The sequence below is a fragment of the Fulvivirga sp. M361 genome (assembly GCF_007097395.1).
Lineage (GTDB): Bacteria > Bacteroidota > Bacteroidia > Cytophagales > Cyclobacteriaceae > Fulvivirga.
The window spans coordinates 20697-39918 of record NZ_VKDC01000014.1 but is presented as its reverse complement, the minus strand read 5'-3'; the positions used below and the strand labels follow the sequence as shown (position 1 = coordinate 39918).

Below are 19222 nucleotides of genomic sequence, written 5' to 3'. Positions count from 1 at the left end.
ATTCCGGGTTGCATCTGTCTTAAAATATTTTTCACATTAGCTACAGACCTGGGTTAAGGTTTTATTTTTATTCATCCTTCAGGCATTCCACAGGATTAATATTGGCAGCTTTAATGGTTTGCACAGCTACGGTGCCCCATGCCACTAACACTGCAACTAGTCCTGATCCGGCGAAAAACCACCATTCCAATGAAATTCGGTAGGCAAAACTATCTAACCAATTTTTGGTGAGAAGGTAGCTGACCGGTAAAGCAATGATAATAGCTATTAAAACCATCTTACCAAAATCACTGGAAAGTAAATAAACGATCCGTGTTGTACCTGAGCCCAATATTTTTCGGATACCAATCTCCTTCAGCCTTTTTTCAGTGATGAATGCTACCAACCCGAAAAGGCCCAGGCAAGAAATGATAATGGCGATACCACAGAAATACCGGGAAAGTACTTCTGTTTGTTTTTCGGGGGCATATAAGTCCCGGTAGTCATCTTCCAGGTACTTGTATTCAAAAGGGAAGTCGGGGTTAAACTCCTGGTAAAGTGTTTGTACCTGACGGATGGTTGATGTTTTTGTTTCCGGTTGAATTTTAAATAGTGTTTTGTTCGCCTTGGGGACCAGTTGTAAAAAGCATGGTTTGATCGTCTCATAGAGCGATTCTAAATGAAAATCCCTGACAACGCCTATGATTTCCCTTTCTTCACCCCATAATATGATCTTTTTTCCAACAGGATCTTCCATTCCCATGACATCTATGGCTGCTTCATTAAACATGATCTTCCCTTTTTGATCTTGAAAATCGTGTGAATATGAACGCCCTTCAGCCATTTCGATAGAGAGTGTTTCAACAAAATCATATCCCACTTCCAGGTTAACAAAGCTCATAATTACGTCCGGATCTTTTCCTTTCCAGGATACTCCTCCCGTTCTTCCATAATCACCCACAAGGTCATGATAAAAGGAGGTCGTATTTACCACACCGGGTATGTTTTTCAACCTGCTCCGGAAGGATTCCTGCTGCTCATTTAATGCCCCGTCATTACTGATGTATAAAACATTCTCCCGACTGTATCCCAGGTTTTTGGACTGGATGTATGTTATCTGCTGATAAACTACAATTACTGAAAGGATCAACATGATCGAGATGCTAAACTGGAATACGACCAACCCTTTGCGTGAGTGTCCTTTACTTAACTGTACAGGGAAAATTCCTTTTAACGTGCTTATGGCATTTAATCCTGACAGGTAAAAAGCCGGATAGATCCCGGATAATAAGGCAGTGAAGAATGTGGCGATGGAGAGTGTAAGAACCGTCCACTGGTCCAATTGAAAGATCAGCTCTTTTCCTGTAATAACATTAAAGTGAGGTAAGGCAATCACTACCATGGTCAATGCCAGGATCAGGGCAATCAATGTCATGAAAAAAGATTCACTGAGAAATTGGAACATCATCATGCGCCGACTCGCTCCGATAGCTTTTTTTATACCTATTTCTTTCAGCCTTCTTGAAGCTTTGGCTGTGGATAAATTAATGAAGTTTATGCAGGCTATGATCAGGATAAGTATGGCTGTCACGGACAATAAACGGATATATTGTGACCTGCCACCGGCTACCTGCCCATTTTCATAACGGCTATTTAAGTAACGTTCAGAATACCGTTGGAGAAACAACGTACTTGCTGAGTTTCGGACCTTTGTATGCAGGAATTTTTCTATCTTACTGTTGACATATACCGGATCAGCATTGTTTTCCAACCTCACATACGTCTCAGGGTCGCTATTCCACCATTTTCTGAGATAGGGTGCCTGGTCCAGAAATAGCTCCAGGTTGAACACAAGGTCAAATTGTACTGTAGAGTTCTTTGGAGGTGTTTCAAAGATACCTGTGATCACGAACTCACCGGAAAAATCTTCTTTAGCCCATTTCAGATCTTTACCCACCAAGCCATTAGAAGTATTAAAAAGTTTTATGGCCAGGGCTTCGGAAATGGCTACCCCCTCTTTTCGTGATACAATATCAGCACTGGTGCCTTCCAGTATTTTATAGCTAAATAATTTGAAATAATCCTTAGTTACATATTGCTCAGCCGCCTTGATATAGTTATCCCCGGCTGATACCAGCCCATAATCATTGTTAAACCCAACCGGTATTACACTTGCCGATAGTTTTATTTCCGGAATTTCTTCGGCCAACGCCTTGCCCAAAGGAGCGGGGGTCTGAGAGCCGGTGGTTATTCCTGCACTCTGATGCAGGTTATTCATGACCTGGTACAATTGGTCATCGTTTTCATGGAATTTATCAATGATAAGTTCATCGTGCACATAGAGAGAGATAAGAAAGAAGCAGGCCAGCCCTGTGGACAGCCCGGTGAGGTTAATAAGAAAGGAATTTTTGTATCGTTTGAAATTTCTCAGCGTGAGCAACGCGTGGTGATGTAACATGTCGTAAGTAGTTAGTTTTTGAGTGCCGGATAATGATTTGATAATTCCTGGTCTGAAAAGCTGGATAACATCTTTCGAAAAGCCCCGGCGTGCTTTTCTCACATTCTTTTCCTTGGCTCTTCGTTCAAATCGCTCCATGAGATCACCCTCAAGATCTTCCAGGTAGTCACGGTGGCAGAACCATCGGAAAAAATCCAGGAACAGTTTGGGAGGAGTGTGTTTTTTACTCATTTCGGAGTGTTTCTACCGGGTTTGTATTGGCCAGCTTTACCGTTTGAAAACTCATCGTTAGCCAGGCGATCATCAGCGTTAGTACACCTACACCGGCAAAGATCCACCATGACAACCCTATCCGGAAAGCGAAATCATCAAGCCAGTGGACAGCAATGAAATAACTCATGGGTAAGGCGATGATGATAGCGATCAGTATCATTTTGGTGAAATCCATGGTCATTATGGATATAATATTCATGCTTTTTGCGCCCAGTACTTTGCGGATCCCTATTTCTTTCGTGCGAACTTCAGCGGTGTAGGCGGATAAGCCAAAAAGGCCTAGACAAGAGATGAGAATGGCTAATAGTGAAAAAATATTCACCACTTTGTGCATATTGTTTTCTGCCTTATACAGGCGGTCCAGCTTATCATCCAGGAATATATAATCAAAGAGTGTTCCCGGAACGGCCGTTTTTACCTTGCTTTCGAGAAAGTCTAATGCTTTCTGCGGGTCGTTTCCTTTCAATTTTATTACAAGCCTCCTTGCCCAATACGGGTTGTAGGAAAGTACCAGTGGCTCAATTTCCTGGTGTAGTGCGGCAAAGTGAAAATCGTCTATAACGCCTACTACTTTACCCTTACGCTGCCGTGTATTATTTTGCAGTACCTGCCCTACAGGGTTGGATAAGTGAAGTACGTCTATGGCTTGCCGGTTTAAAATGAATGCGGCGGATGTATCCTTTGTAGCTATGAAGTCACGCCCCTCTAAAAGTTCAATACCCATTGCTTCCAGGTAGTTTTCGTCTATACGCATAACACGCACAGAGGAAAAGTCTTCCCAGTCCGGATCGATACCTTCCGGTACCACCGATTCTGCACTCAACCGGTCGCCTGCCAGGTCTGAAGCGCGGGCTACCTTGACAATTGCCGGGTGCTGTTTCAGCTCATGACAGAAAGATTCCCAGTTTTGTTCTACGTGCTTTCTAAATTCTCCATAAAACTTAATGCCGATTACTTGTTCTTTATCAAACCCCAGGTCTTTCTCTTGAATATATTTCATTTGCAGATAAACTACGGCCGTACCCACCATCATCGTAATGGAAATGGCAAATTGAAATACAACCAGGCTTTTCCGAAGGAAAGAGCTCGCTGATCCGGGCGCTTTTTGCGACTTAAGTGTCGACTGTATCCGTTGTTGTGAGATATAAAAGGCGGGATAGGTTCCAGAGAGTAAGCCTACTGTTACTACCAGAGCTCCCAGGACCTGTAGGTGTTCTACTGTCCAGAGATCGCTAAAACTCAATGGTATTTCGATCAGTTTATTATAACTCTCTAAAGACAAAAGTGTAAGTACTATGGCCAACCCGGCTGCGAGGAAGGTCATAAGAAAAGCCTCTCCTAAAAACTGGACGACGAGTTGTACCCTCCTTGCGCCAAGTACTTTCCGTACGCCGATTTCCTTTGTTCTTTTAATGGCCTGAGTAGTGAAAACGTTAATAAAGTTTACACAGGCGATAAGAATGATGAACATGGCCAGGGCAGAAAAAATATAGACCAGGCTAATGTCACTATTGACACTCATTTCCTGTTCTCTTTGAGAGTGGAGGTGAATGTCCCGGATAGGATACATTACCAAATGTCCCTGATGATCATCAATTTCCTCTTGAGTAGCCTCGGGGAAATAATCATAAGTCAGATCGCGTAATTTGGTATGTGCCTTATCGATATCCGTGTGATCATCGAACAAGGCAAAATTATAGGTAACCATCCATTGACGATTGGAAGTCCATGACTCGTCCACATGTTTGTAAAACGTAGGCATCGTCACGAAGTAATCTATTTTGAGATGAGAATTTTTGGGTAGGTCTTCCACTACTCCTATGACTTCATAGTCCCACTTATCATTAAAAATCACTACATCTCCCACAGGGTCTTTGTCACCGAAGAACTGCGTAGCCACTTTCCGGGTAAGTATAACCTTAAAAGGTGCCTGGAGTGCATCAGTTGGTTTTCCATAGATAAATTTCAGGTTGAACATCTTAAAAAATTCGGCGTCTGCATAATATCCGCTAGGCACTTCCGCTTTATACAACTCAGTACGAATGATTTCATCAGACCCGAAAGGTGCAATCTGGCTAACGAGTTTTGCTTCCGGTAGATGACTCTGTAAAAAGCCTTTTAAAGGCGGTGAATAATTGGCCCATTCCATATTGGAAATACGATAGATATGGTCAGCTTGAGGGAAGCTTTTTTCATAGCTTAATTCCTGCTTTAAGTGTAGGACGATCAATAAACTGCTGGCTATTCCCAGTGATAATCCAATAATATTTAACAGGCTTGGAATACGTTGCTTGCTTATGTTGCGAAAAGCAATTTTTAAATAGTTTTTAAACATACCGTAATGATTTAGTTGTTTGCCCCCGTCCAAAGACCGAATGATCCCGGGTCGGAAAAGCTGGATAACCTCTTTTGTGAATCTCAACTTTGCCGCATGCTTACCCTTTTCTTCTGTCCTTTTTTCAAATCGCTCTGTCAGATCCCCTTCAATATCCTCCCGGTAATCCGGGTGGCAGTACCAGCGGAAGAAACGGAGAGGCAGTTTGGGTAGTCTTGTGTTTTTACTCATTTTTCAACGAATTCACAGGATTACCGTTGGCTATTCTGAAAGTCTGAGGGCCTATGGTCATCAAACCAAGAACGAGTAAAAGCATTGATCCAAGGAAAACAGTGCCATACCCAAGCTCAATTTTCGTGACAAGAAAATTTAACCACAGGCTGTTCAGGTAATGGCTTAACGGCGCTGCAATCGAGATGGAAATAACCAGTATGATGAAAAATTCTTTAGAAAGTAGTAGCGCCAGCTTAATGCTGCTCGCCCCAAATACTTTTCTTATTCCTACTTCCTTTGTACGTCTTTCAGTAGTATAGATAGCTATACCTAACAGTCCCAAACAAGCAATAGAAATGGCAAGGAAAGCGATAAATCCAATGATAGAAACAACATCAAATATCCCTTGATTATTATTGGCCAGCCGATCTTCATAATATTCATACTCCAAAGGATGAACAGGGTCTACTGTTTTCCATTTTTTCTCAATAGCAGTAATAATGTCATTCGTATTTCCAGGGGCAATCTTTAAGCTGGCAAACTTGAATTTTTCAGGTTCATTTCTCATAACCACAGGCCCGATCGGGCGGCCATTGATCAGTAGATGGAAAGTGAAATCTTCCACAACACCTGTAACTTTCAATAACTGTCCGTCCAAGGTTTCAAACGATTCGCCTATTATGTCTTTGGGACTATCATAGCCAAATGCCCTGGTCATCGCCTCATTTACCATAATGAAGGGATTGGTGTCTGTAGCGGTAGGGTATAGTTTCTGGCCTGCTATCAGATCAATGTCCAAAACATTGATAAAGTTTTCATCTACGCTGACGTAGATGGCTTTTTGTTTGTCCTCCGTACCATCGGCTTTCAGGACAATATTGTCGTTTCGCCCTGTGGCCGGCAGGTAGGCGCTTCCTGCCACATCAGAAACTCCCGGAACACTGCTCAAAGCAGCTTTTACCGATCTGAAATCGTTGCTTCGAAGGTTTACGTTCATGACATTACCCGCATTGAAACCATACTCATGCTGCATAAAATGCCTGAACTGTTTAAACACCACAATGGAAGTGATAATGAACAAAAGTGAGATCACAAACTGAGCAATGGTCAGTACCTTTCGTGTTCCTAATCGACCTCTGCCTGTTTTTAGGTTTTTTAAGACCCTGACCGGCTTAAAGCCTGATAAATGTAGCGCTGGAAAAGCACCCGCCAAAACACCGATCAGTAAGGCAAAACCCAGTGAAATGAGATAAACAGTCAGATTTGAGCTAAGATCAAAACTTAAATAATTGTTTATCCAAAGTCCTAAAAACGCCGATTTCACAAAATTCAATAAAATACAAGCCAATATGAATGCCAGCAATGCCGTAATAATAGATTCACTAAGGAACTGGAAGATCAGGTCCTTTCGCCTGGCACCATTTACTTTTCGTACCCCGATCTCTTTGGTGCGTGTGACTGCCCTGGCGATAGACAGGTTTGAATAATTGAGACAGGCAAAAACCATAATCGTTAAGGCCAATGCAGACAGAATGTAATAAACAAACAGTGGCAGCCGGGTGGTAGGTGCATTGCCAAGCGCTGGCCCCGGTGTGATCTTAGTTAGCTGCTGAGGGATCAGTTCAGAGCCTTTAAGCCTTTCATCATCGCTGTATTGTTTGGAAGCAAGCTGAGCCAAAGAAGCCTCTAAGTCCTTTTCGGTTGAGCTTTCTTTCAGAAGTAAATAAACATATGCCTGGTAATGGTTAGACCAGTCATTGGAAAGGTCACTTATTTTACCCTCTTTGTATAGGAGCTCCAAAGAAGACGAAGAAACTAATACATCAAATTCGAGATGTGATCTGTGGTCATTATCCGCCAATACACCGGTCACCGTATATGTGCCCCAGTCGATGGCCTCTTTAGATTCATCACTGAAAAAGTCTATCCCGCGGTCAGTCAGATCTATAGATTTACCTATCGGGTCCTCTTCTCCAAACAGTTTCCGGGCCTGGCCTTTCGCAATTACAATCGAATTGGGCTTGTCAAATGCAGTGGATGCGTCGCCTTTTTCTAATGCATAGCTGAACAGGTTAAAAAAGGAGACATCCGCAAAGTAGCCTTTTACTTCAACGGCTTTGTTGTTATAAACAGCATCTCCACCCAGCCCTCTACGCAGGCAGGTAGCGTCTTCGATGATAGGATACTGTTGTTTCATTGCATCAGAGATTGGGACAGGGGCTGTTGCATAAGGATTGCTATGAGAGGCAGGATGCATCAACACACGGTATATCCGGTCCTTTTTTACATGAAACCGATCATAACCTGTTTGATCGGCCAACATTAAAATGATCAGCATACACACTGATAGGGCCACGGCAAGGTCAAAAATGTTGATAAATGAAAATGTTTTGTATTTGAGAATATTCCTTATCCCTACTTTATAGTAATTTTTGAACATATCGTAAGTGTTGAGTTTTTGACTTCCTGATAAGGACCTTATAATTCCGGGCCTGAAAAGCCGGACAACGTCCTTTATAAACATCCACCTGGCCGAGCGTATATCTTTTTCTGCTGTATTTCTTTCAAGCCGCTCCATCAGATCACCTTCAATATCCTCCCTGTAATCCGGGTGGCAATACCAGCGGAAGAAGCGAAGAGGAAGTTTTGGCGGAGATAAATGCTTTTTCATACAGTTTTACTCTGATCTTAAGCTTTTTATAGGGTTGGCCAAAGCCGCTTTGATCGATTGATGGCTAACCGTAAATAAAGTGATCGCCAGTGCCCCTGCACCGGACGCAGCAAAGATCCACCAGGTGATCTCTGTTCGATATTCATATTCCTGAAGCCAGCCGTTCATAAGGTAATAGGCGATGGGCATAGAGATCACAGCAGATAAGGTGACAAGCGATACAAAATCTTTTGACAGCATGCTCCAAAGGCTGAATACTGAGGCTCCTATCACTTTTCTAATGCCAATTTCTTTGGTGCGTTGCTCAGCCATAAAAGAGGCAAGACCAAATAAACCTAAGCAGCTGATGACAATGGCCAGTATAGCGAAGATGCCCACCAGTTTTCCGATACGCTCCTCAAAAGAGAATTTCTCTGCAAATTCATCATCTGCAAAGGTGTACTCGAAAGGCGTTTCCGGATTGTGTTTTACAAAAAGGGTATTCAGTTCCTCTAAAGCTTTACTTGCGCTTGATTTCGGATTGATCTTTACATTAATAAAATTTGCCCTGTTGAATGGGTCCAGCATAAAAAAAGTTTGTTTGCTAGGCTCATATAGTGATTGTGTCAGCATATCTTCCACTACTCCTATAACAGTATAATTTCTTCCATATGCCCGGATATTTTCTCCTACCGGATTTTCCAAACCCATATACCTTACAGCAGTTTCGTTAAGTATCATCGCAGAAGAATCTGAAAGGAAGTCCCTGGAAAAATCTCTTCCTTCCTTTATTTTCCAGCCAACCGTTCTGCCAAATTCATAGCTAACGGCACCTCGGTATAGGTGGTCCTGCATGTCCGGGTCTTTACCTTTCCATTGAAATCCGTTATCGGACCACCATAAATTGGTTACAGTGGTTTCAGAAGTAGATACTTCTGAAATGAGACCACTCCCGAGCAGGTCGTGTCGCAGTGCCTTGTAGTTCTTTTTAACCTCAGGAGTTTTTATCGGGATAGTAAGTAACCCATTCAAGTCGTATCCAATGGGCCGGTTTTTGGCGAACTGAATTTGCTGATAGACTATACCTGTGCCAATAATAAGAATAATAGACACAGTGAATTGCACAATTACCAGCATTTTACGTGGAACGGAGTAGCCACGCCCAAGCCTGAAAGTCCCCTTCAGTGCCTTGATAGGCTTGAAGGATGATAAATAAAATGCCGGGTAACTGCTGGAAATGATGACTACCAAAAAGAGAGAGGCAATGATTAATAGCCAAAAAGAGGGACTTGTCCAGAAAATGCTGATATGCTTATTTGCAATTTCATTGAATATGGGTAAGAAAAGCCAGGCTAACAAAATACCTAAAGCAAAGGCCATAAAAACCACTAGCAGTGATTCGCTGAGGAACTGACCTATGAGCTGCCTTCTGGCGGACCCAATGACCTTACGGACACCGACCTCTTTAGCACGCCTTTGGGAACGTGCTGTGCTTAGGTTTATGAAATTGATGCAGGCCAGCAACAGTACGAAAACGCCAATGATTCCAAAACGCCGGACAAGGTCAATGTGTCCTCCGATATTGATCCCGTTTTCGAAATGTGAATATAGGTGCCATTTACCCATAGGATGCAGGAAAAGTTTTGGGTCAAAACCTGCTCCAAATTCCTGTTCACCTAAATTCTTTATTTTGGCATCCCTTATCGCCTTAGATGCCTGCTCCATGTTTACGTTTTCTGCGATCTTTACAAATACCTGGAGCCAGTTATTTCCCCATCCCAGGTATCTGTTACTCCGTTTGATCCATACATCCAGGTGTGCTATAAAGAACAACTCACTTTTGAAGCTGTCATTTTCAGGAAGATCTTTATATACACCCGTTATCTTCAGGTCAGTAATGTTATCTATTTTTAGCATTTCACCAATCGGATCATTATCACCAAAAAATTTCTTCGCTGTGGAAGATGAAAGTAATATGGATGTGGGGTCTTGTAAGCCGTCGCGTGTCCCGTGCAGCATTTCAAGTGATAGTAATTCCGGCGCTTCAGGTTCCATGAAATCACCGGTTGCCACGAATGTTTTCTCGTCATGTGATAGAATGGAACTCACCGGAAAGGACGACATCACTACATGTTCGAAATAATTTCCGTAGTTACTGCGAAGTTCCGGGCCAAGTTGAAAAGACTGACTGGACCAGGTTTCAATAGTACCGTCAACAGTGTTATGCTGAAGCACCCCTGCGATACGGTTGTAATTCGCATAGTGTTTGTCGTAGGATAATTCATCAAATACCCACAAGCCAATGAGCAGGGTTGTGGCAATACCAAGTGCGAGCCCTCCTATGTTTATGAGCGAATAACCCTTGTTGTGCATAAGGTTTCTCCATCCGATTGTAAAATAACTTTTGATCATACCATAGTGGTTTAAATTTTCATATCCTTCAAGTGGCCTGATAATTCCAGGCCTGAAAAGCCTGAGTACATCTTTTGTAAATCCCCACTTAGCTTGTTGCACTCCTTTTTCTTCCGTTCTGTTTTTAAACATCTCCACCAGGTCCCCTTCAATATCTTCCCGGTAATCCGGATGGCAGTACCATTGGAAGAAGCGCAGGGGCCAGTTGGGTGGCTTGTTTTTATCTTCTTTCATGATTTTCAGATGCCATTTGCACTCAGTGTTTATCGACCTCTGCACCCTTTTACCTCTAAAGAGGTATTCTGGTGCTTATGGATTTGAGAATGAGGCTGTTTTAAGCGTAGCGTTGGGCTTTGAATAACTACAACAACTTATTCTCTTTCCAATGCATTGAAATTATTCGCCCAAAACAAACTTGGGTATTGCGTTCCACAGTCCTATGCGTTGTTCTTTCACTTCTGCCAATACCTTCTTGCCATAGGAAGTGAGTGTGAAATAACGCTTACGTTTACCTCCACGTACCTTGGTAGCTTCGCCGAACCGGGAAGACAGGTAGCCTTTTTTTTCTAACCTTCTCAAGACTGTTTGCAATGCGCCTATACTCACTTTCCTGTTCAGACGCTGTTCCATCTCATCTATAATGGCTATTCCGTAGGCTTCATCATGCAGTACGGCTACTGTCAGCATAACAATTTCTTCAAATTCCCCCAGGTGATGTTTACTCATATCTTACTTATTTAACTTAAATGTAGTTAATATAAATTCAAGAAGCTATTATTTTTAACTTAATTGTAGTTTTAATAAAGACTTCAATATTACCTCATCTTATTGTTCCGCTTAGTTAAACGAGTGGTTTGCCTGGAATATCAAAGGCAAATGACCGTATTACTAAGTAGGTCATACGGTCATCATTTGCAACTCACAGGTTATGTCATTCAGGTGTATACTCCCAAAGGTCTTTATGGCTAAAAATGCCAGTTCCGATTCCTGTGCTGATGTATCCTTTGTCGCCTATGGAAAAACTTACCGCACTGTATCGGGTGTCTCCTTCAAAATCTGTCTTTTTGGTCCATTTATCCACTTTAGGATCATACTCCCAGAAATCACCTAACGTATTACTATCTTCATCAGAACCTGTTCCAACATAACCTTTACCCCCTATCGAAAAAGTTACTGCATCGTTTCGTACCCCTCCATCGAACCCTGCTTTTTCAGTCCATTTATCCGTTTTAGGATCATACTCCCAGACGTCGGCCAACGCATTCTTATCTTCATCATCATACGTCACGACATAGCCTTTATCGCCAATAGAAAACCCTACGGCGCCCCACCAGCCTCGACTTTCCAGTTTAGTCTTTTCAGTCCATGTATTATTACCCGGGTCATACTCCCAAAAATCAGATGAATAAAGCCCATTGAATCCCGTCCCAATGTAGCCTTTATCCCCAATTGAAAAGCCTATGGCATCCCACTCAAGCACACCTTTCAACCCTGCTTTTTCAGTCCAGGTATTATAAACAGGATTGTATTCCCAAAAATCCGTTAAATAATTACCGTCTTTATCAATTCCGGCTCCTATGTATCCTTTGTTACCAATGGAAAAGCCTACTGCATCATACCTGCTTTCGCCTTCCAGGCCGGCTTTTTGGCTCCAGGAATTGTTGCTTGGATCGTATTCCCAAAAACCATTCAGGAGGCTACCTATTTTTAAACCCGTGCCGATATACCCTTTATTACTTATAGAAAAACCTACCGCGTTGGACAAACCATATAAGTCGTCCCATACATTAGCTTTCCGGGTCCATATTTGTTGCAGCACAGTAAAATCTAATGTGCTACTGACAGTTTGATCGCCTACTTGTACAGTAATTTGTCCGGTAGTTGCTTTCTGGGGAACTAGTATGATAAGTTGGGTAGTTGAAGCAATTACCACAGTAGCAGGTATGTTGTTGACTTTTACTATGTTTTCAGTGGTAGTAGCAGAAAAATTTGTTCCGTTGATGGTCACCATAGTGCCAACAGCTCCTGTGGAAGGAGTAAAATCGGTAATGGTGAGCGCTTTGACCTCAGACGTTACTGTGAATTCCGAAGAGCTTGTAACTATTTGACCTCCTGTTTCTATGGTAATCGTTCCAGTGGTTGCGGTAGGAGGGACTTTTACTGTCAGTTGATCGGTGCTTACGGCTGTTACAGTGGCTATGTTTTCATTGAATCGAACCGTATTTCCGTTGACGTTATCCGAAAAATTTGTTCCGTTGATGGTCACCTCCGTACCAATAGCTCCTGAGGTAGGAGTAAAGCTGGTGATGGCAGGCTTTTTTGCTTCAGATGTTACTATAAAGTCCGAAGAACTGGTAGCAGTTTGCCCTTCTGTTTCTATGGTGATAACACCGGTAGTGGCCATTGGAGGAACTGTTGCTGTTAATTCATTCCTACTGGCGGCAGTTACAGTGGCGACGGTCCCATTAAACCGTACTATATTTTCATTACTACTACCTGAAAAGTTAGCGCCACTAATGGTTACCGATGTACCTATAGGCCCTTCAGCAGGAGTAAAACTGTTTATGGATGGTGTCGCGGGGCCATCGGTATTATCATCAGTGTCGCATTGCCAAAAAAGTAACGAAGTAAGTATGAGGATAATAGGGAGGTGAGGGAGTTTTTTCATTTTATTGGATGGGTTAAGTGTTTCAGGCTAATGTTCAAAGCCTCTGTACGTAATGGTTTATTCTAATTGAGTTAACGATATACATGATGTAACACTATGATATTCCTGATGAAGATCATAGTTGTTAAAACCACAATTGCGGTCTAGTTGTCCAGACCGTCTTTGTACTTAAATGGTTGTATAAAATGTTATAAATAGTTAGAGAACGATGCACTATTTACGTCGAGGCTATTACTATCGTGATTCTCAAAAAAAGATATTTCATCCTGCCGGCTGATATACTTCTTTCACTTTATTTAATAACATATTTGCAACTCTCTCATAACCAACTATAAACAGCTGACGATGAATTCTTTGCTCAAGTATATTTCGTACATCATTCCTTTTTCTAAAATATAGTTTTTATAAAAAAACTCATCAGTATATCAATGCATAGATAAATGAACGTTAACCCTATGCATCTTTTCATTGACCGCATGTTCTCTTGATTTCTCCAAAGCTTGTTCGTTCATCCATTTTGGTTCTGATACTTTGTATTACAATTTGTGTGTCAGGTATGGCCCAAATCAGGAAAAAGCGTTTTAAAGAAAAGCGCTTACAATTTTCACTGGTTCCGGGTATCAGTACGAATGGTATTCATACCGGGTGGTACTTCAACAAGTTTTCGATTAATCTTCTGGCGGGCATATCGGCCGGCTCCAGACATTTGGAGATTGCAGGCATATCCAATACGAGTATATTATCTAATACAGGTATTCAAATAGCAGGCGTAGCTAATGTAGTAGGATCAAATAGTTTCATCAACCTGACGCTTTCCGAGGAAAGGGAACGAATGAAAGATGAGCTGGATAAACCGCTTATGCATGGCATACAAATCGCTGGTCTGGTGAACCTGGTCAGACGAGATGTGTCTGGTATACAACTCACAGGTGGGTTTAATCAATCCAATGGTTCAATGACGGGGCTACAGCTGGCTGGTATAGGAAATACAGTGTATCAGCATTTGATGGGAACTCAATTGGCCGGATTCTACAATATTGCAAATAGTTCGGTTTCGGGAATGCAAATATCCCTTTTAGCGAACCATACGAAAGGTGCTCTACATGGTATGCAAATAGGGTTTTGGAATAAAAACTTCCGAATGCCTGGTAAAAGAACAAATCCTCCAACTCATTTCAGGAGCCTTCAGGTAGGGGTATTTAATACATCAAAAAATATGGCCGGGACCCAAATCGGGCTTATTAATATGGCCGGGGAAATGTCAGGAACTCAAATTGGAATACTCAACTTTTTTAGCACTAAACCAGTGAAAAGAGCGACTAAAAATGGTGTGCCTATCGGGATACTGAACTTTGGTTCTAAAGGTCATTTCACCAGGTTTTCCTATAATGACCTGTTTGTGTTTAACCTGGAAAGATCAAGCGGTAATTGTTCAAACTGTTCTGATACCCAATATGGTTTGCCGATCAATGATGATTATCAAAAATTTAATCAAAACAGTATCATAGTGAGCTATAACCCTTCATCGAAACAAAATACAGATGGCTATTGGGCACTTGGTTGGCGATTTGAGCGATTGATGTATATAAAACACACCATGTTCCCTAAAAAAAATGGCCCTCAGAATGGTGCCCACTTTTTATCCTGGGGTGCGGGAATTCAGCATATCAACCGGTCAGAGCAGGTCAAGGCAGCATTAAGTGTGGTGACCTCTTTTCAGGGAACTTATGGCAGAAGGCTTAATCTGTTTGGGGCCCGTTATTTGTATATTACCGCGCGTTTTAGCAGTCATTTTTATGAAAATGCTGATTTTGGACTTAGCCCTCCTATGTTGTTGTTGCAAAACAAAAGCAGCGATTTCAAGTATGATATGTGGCTGGGGTATACGTTTGGTATCCAGGTCTGAATACAGAGGCTTGAAAATGGCGTAGCTTTGACTGTTAATGATTTAACTTCCTATCTTAAGTAATGATGACTGATATGGACCTTGATCTCAACTGGATCAATCTTCTTATTCTCTTTGGTGCATTACAGGGGTTGGTTTTCAGTATTATCCTGTTGACGAATAAAAAGCATCCGGGAGCAGTATTTCTGGGTGTTTTCATGCTTGCTGTGGCTTACAATGGGTTTGAAACCTTTAATTGGAATTCGCTTATCGGGAACTACATTATTTTCTTTGATCTTTTCCCCTTCGTCATGGTCTATGCGCTGGGACCGAGTATCTATTTATACACCAGGTCATTGCTTTATCCGGAAAAAAGACTCTCTGTGAAAGAAGCTCTGTTTTTCTATGCTCCCCTGCTATTTCAATTTACTTTTCGGCTTGTTATTATTAGTATTTATCTGGTCATTGTTTTTGAGTTTATTTCAGATCGAGGGCCTCTGGAATGGTTAGATCACCTCTACTATGCATATGCCGAACTAGTTAGTATTGTTAGCTTTTTTGTCTATCTCTACTTTTCCATCCGGTTATATCAGAAGGCAAAGGCAACTTGCGGGATATCTGGCGTTTCCAAGGAAGTAGAGCGTGAGATCTACCGGTGGATCTGGGTTTTCTTACGTTGCATGATAGTTTTGGCGGTGGCCTGGCTATTGACCCTGTTGGCACCTAAGGTGCTTGATTTGCCGTATGATGTACATTATTATCCTATAGAACTGATTCTTGTCATATTTATCTATTGGATTGCGTATGTGGGGTACTTTCGAACGAAAATGATCTTTTTAAAGGAACCTAAACTTTTGTCGGATCCAATTTCGGCTTCCAGGGCTGAAAAATTAATGGCACAACTACACTATGCCATGGAAAATGACAAGCTCTATCTTGATCCGGAATTGAACAGACAAAAACTGGCGATACATACAGGGATCAGTTCCAAAATGATCTCAGCAACCCTGAACCAATATTCACAGCAAAATTTTAACGATTTCATTAATGCCTATCGTGTGCGTGAAGTCAGTAAAAAATTACTGTCCCTCGAAAATCGACATCTTACTATTTCTGGTATAGCTTTCGAATCGGGGTTTAATTCACAGGCTACTTTCCAACGTGCATTTAAGAACTATACAGGTATGTCACCACGCGAATACCTGTCTGATCAATCAAAATAATACATTGCTGTCTGACCAGGCCATATCTTATTCTTAGCTAAGTTGTTACTGTACCCAGGGACTTTTATGCTCAAAATTCGTTTTGAAATGCTTCTCAAATCAGGATTTGAGAAGATTAGACGTGAGGAAGTGTACTCATTTGCTCGAAATTGATGAAAAGAGCACAAGGATGAACTTGCTTTCAGTTATTTTAATTTCAACGCTTTTGTTCAATACCATACGGATAACCCAGGGACAATCCATTGATCTGTCAGGTAAGGTCCTGGACGGGCAGACGTTGGAAGGAGTTCCTTTTGCTCACGTGTTTATTGAAGGTACTTCCATTGGGGCTGTATCAGACCTATATGGCCATTTTAATTTGAGCTGTCCTCAGCAGTACCGGTCGGGAGTATTGCAGTTGTCCTGCCTGGGCTATAAGCCGGTGCGAATACTGTTGAAGAACATAGACCTACCTGCACCAGTGATTATGCTCGAACAGGATGTTGTGCAGTTAAGCGAAGTCATAGTAAAACCGGAAGATCCTGTAGAACTGTTGAGACAGGCTTTTGCCAGAATACCTGACAATTATGATACTGCAGCTCATATGCTTTCAGGATATTACAAGATGTCATCGCTTATGGGCGCAAAAACGGTCAGGTATACGGAAGCGTTTTTTGACGTTCTTAAACCTTCGTTAAAAGCAATTCGCGATAGAAAAATACCTTCCGGGGACTCGATCCATTTGAGAGAGGTCAGAATGAAGCCTTCCGAAATCAACGACTGGAAGCTCAAAAAAACGATTGATTGGGAAAATAGTCTTTATACGTTGGAATATCGGGACATCGTTAAGCAGTTCAGTGCTCGCAAGGACCTGGGAGAAGATTTTTTTCCCCATTATCAATTTGAAATTGAACGGATGGTCCTGATCAATGATCGAAGGACCTATGTCATTCGTATAGAACCCAAAAAAGCCAATAAAAAAACGTATTGGTTTGGGCATATTTTCCTGGATGAGGGCACAAAGGCGTTTGTGAAACTGGACTTTGAACCCTCACCCGAACACTTGAGAATAATGAAAGCCAGGCTTAGCTATAAAATTGCGTCTAAATTATACGGTGTTTCTTATAATGAAGTGAACTGGAAGGAATCAGTCAACTATGAATTGACAGAGGGTAAATGGTACCTTAAAGCGGTTCAGTCCAGTAAACAATTCCTGATCTCGAGTAAAAAAAGAGGGTTTGAAAACTCTCCTGTAGACATTACATTACAATATTCAACGGATTCGATAAAGAGCGCTATAGGTCATCCGGATACCCTTGAAATACTTCCGCGGAATCGAAGTTGGTGGGAGGTAAATCAGTTTATGGAGGACCTGTATGATCCTTCTTTCTGGCATTCGTTTGATCAGCAGCGTGGTGTATTTACACAAGGTCAGTTTGGAAAGGACCAGCAAACCAACAGGCCAGGGCAAAATTATATTTTTACCAAACTGGATACCTTACAGGGAGCTCTATCTCCACTACGCACGTGTTTCGATGTAGGATTTTATCATCTTGATGTCGAAATTTTTCCTGAAGAAGAGGTGATCAGAGGGAGTAGTCTTATCCGTTTCAAAGTAATGGATACGGTGGATAAGATACAGGTCGACCTTTATTCCTGTATGGAGATTGACAGTATTATTCATCGCGGGAAAAGACTGAGCTTTGGACGTGAATTCAATGCAGTCTATATTAGTTTTCCTGAGCTTTTACAGGAAAGGTCTGTCGAGGAGGTTCTGGTATATTTTTCCGGTCATCCTGTAGATGCTGACCTGGAAATTCCTATGTATGCCTCCTTTCTCTGGCTGGAAGATGAACGGGAGAACCCCTGGCTACAGGCCATTTGTCAGGGATATGGGGCCAGCGGATGGTGGCCTAACAAGGATCACCTTTCTGATGAACCGGATAGTGCAGCTGTAAGTGTTACGGTTCCGGACGGTCTGGATGTTGTGTCGAACGGAAGGTTAAGGTCCAAAACTTCCCTTGAACATGGTAAAGTCCGTTACGATTGGTTTGTTTCTTATCCCATTAACAATTACAACTTAACGTTGAACGTAGGTAGATACGCGCATATTACCGATCAATATGCGAATGCCACCGGTACACTGGATCTGGATTACTATGTGATGGAGTATAACCTTGAAAATGCCCGAAAAAAAGTGGAAATAGTAAAACCCATGCTCAGGACCTACGAAGAGCTTTTTGGAAAGTATCCTTTTCCTCGTGATGGATTTAAACTGGTAGAAACACCCTATGCTATGGAGCACCAAAGCTGTGTTTCCCTCGGCTATGAGTACTTCAGTGAATCATACGATTATGACCTTGAAATGTTGGAAGATGGTTTGAAGAACGGGCAAATAGATTTTCAGATCGTTTTGCACGAAACGGCCCATGAATGGTGGGGTAATAGTGTGAGCTGTACCGATAATGCTGAGTTATGGATACATGAAGCATTTGCCACCTATGCAGAAGCGCTGTATATAGAAGAACACTATGGTTATGAAAATGCTCAGACTTACCTCAATTCTATGAAAGCAGGGGTGAAGAATAAAGCTCCAATGATTGGAAAATTTGGTGTAAACCATATTCACTACGATATAAACGATATATACCTTAAGGGGGCCCTTATGTTGAATACGCTACGCCATGTAATCGAGAATGACAGTGTGTGGTTTTCTATATTAAAAGGAATACCCTCTGACTTTCAATATAAAATGGTCACTACCGAGGATATTGTTGAATATGTCAACAGAAAGACTGAAACAGACTATACCTGGTTTTTTAATCAATATTTGCGATCTGCTGAAATTCCCAGACTGGAATTGGTATTTGAGAACATAGAGGGAAAAAGTTATCTGAATTACCGCTGGGCAACACAGATGAAAGAGTTTAAGATGCCTGTAGAATATAAGACAACTCAGGGAGACACAGCACGTTTATTCCCTGTAAGCGATTGGCGGCGTATGGAAATGAACCCGGATGATTTTAAAGTGAATGAAGAACAGTTTTATATGATCATAGATGTAAAGAACTTGAACTGAAACATTAGGATCAAATGTACCTCTTATGGGGCATTACTTGAAAATCAGGTAATCTATTTTACGACCCG

General features: G+C 41.8%; 9 protein-coding genes. 3 read left to right on the top strand and 6 right to left on the bottom strand.

The annotated features are described in order from the left end of the window. Nucleotides 1-67 precede the first annotated feature (67 nt). The 6 genes from FNH22_RS16135 to FNH22_RS16110 all read right to left on the bottom strand — a co-directional run bounded on the left by FNH22_RS16135 (nt 68) and on the right by FNH22_RS16110 (nt 12988). A complete protein-coding gene (locus FNH22_RS16135; RefSeq protein ID WP_143399445.1) occupies nt 68-2668 on the bottom strand; it encodes an FtsX-like permease family protein in 2601 nt (866 codons plus the stop codon). After that, on the bottom strand, nt 2661-5276 hold the full coding sequence (locus FNH22_RS16130; protein WP_143399444.1) for an ABC transporter permease: 2616 nt from the start codon (nt 5274-5276) through the stop codon (nt 2661-2663). The genes FNH22_RS16135 and FNH22_RS16130 overlap by 8 nt, the downstream gene beginning before the upstream one ends. Next, nucleotides 5269-7929 carry an ABC transporter permease gene (locus tag FNH22_RS16125; RefSeq protein WP_143399443.1) on the bottom strand — a complete coding sequence of 887 codons (2661 nt, stop codon included), beginning with the start codon at nt 7927-7929 and terminating at the stop codon, nt 5269-5271. The genes FNH22_RS16130 and FNH22_RS16125 overlap by 8 nt, the downstream gene beginning before the upstream one ends. A gap of 6 nt (nt 7930-7935) precedes the next feature. Then, nucleotides 7936-10554, bottom strand: a complete 2619-nt coding sequence (locus FNH22_RS16120) for an ABC transporter permease (RefSeq protein WP_221420293.1) — start codon at nt 10552-10554, stop codon at nt 7936-7938. 162 nt (nt 10555-10716) lie between these two features. Beyond that, on the bottom strand, nt 10717-11046 hold the full coding sequence (locus FNH22_RS16115; RefSeq protein ID WP_143399442.1) for a PadR family transcriptional regulator: 330 nt from the start codon (nt 11044-11046) through the stop codon (nt 10717-10719). Between the two features lie 205 nt (nt 11047-11251). Further along, nucleotides 11252-12988: an IPT/TIG domain-containing protein gene (locus FNH22_RS16110; protein WP_143399441.1), complete on the bottom strand. Its 1737-nt coding sequence runs from the start codon at nt 12986-12988 to the stop codon at nt 11252-11254. A 556-nt stretch (nt 12989-13544) separates the two neighbouring features. On the opposite strand from FNH22_RS16110, the gene FNH22_RS16105 reads away from it, so the two are divergent. From FNH22_RS16105 to FNH22_RS16095, 3 genes are all read left to right on the top strand, one after another. Continuing rightward, nucleotides 13545-14894, top strand: a complete 1350-nt coding sequence (locus tag FNH22_RS16105) for an LA_2272 family surface repeat-containing protein (protein WP_143399440.1) — start codon at nt 13545-13547, stop codon at nt 14892-14894. A gap of 62 nt (nt 14895-14956) precedes the next feature. After that, complete coding sequence (locus FNH22_RS16100; RefSeq protein WP_143399439.1) at nt 14957-16096, top strand: helix-turn-helix domain-containing protein; 1140 nt, start codon at nt 14957-14959, stop codon at nt 16094-16096. Nucleotides 16097-16265: 169 nt separating this feature from the next. Then, nucleotides 16266-19154, top strand: coding sequence for a M1 family aminopeptidase (locus tag FNH22_RS16095; RefSeq protein ID WP_143399438.1), 2889 nt, complete (start codon nt 16266-16268; stop codon nt 19152-19154). Nucleotides 19155-19222 lie beyond the last annotated feature (68 nt).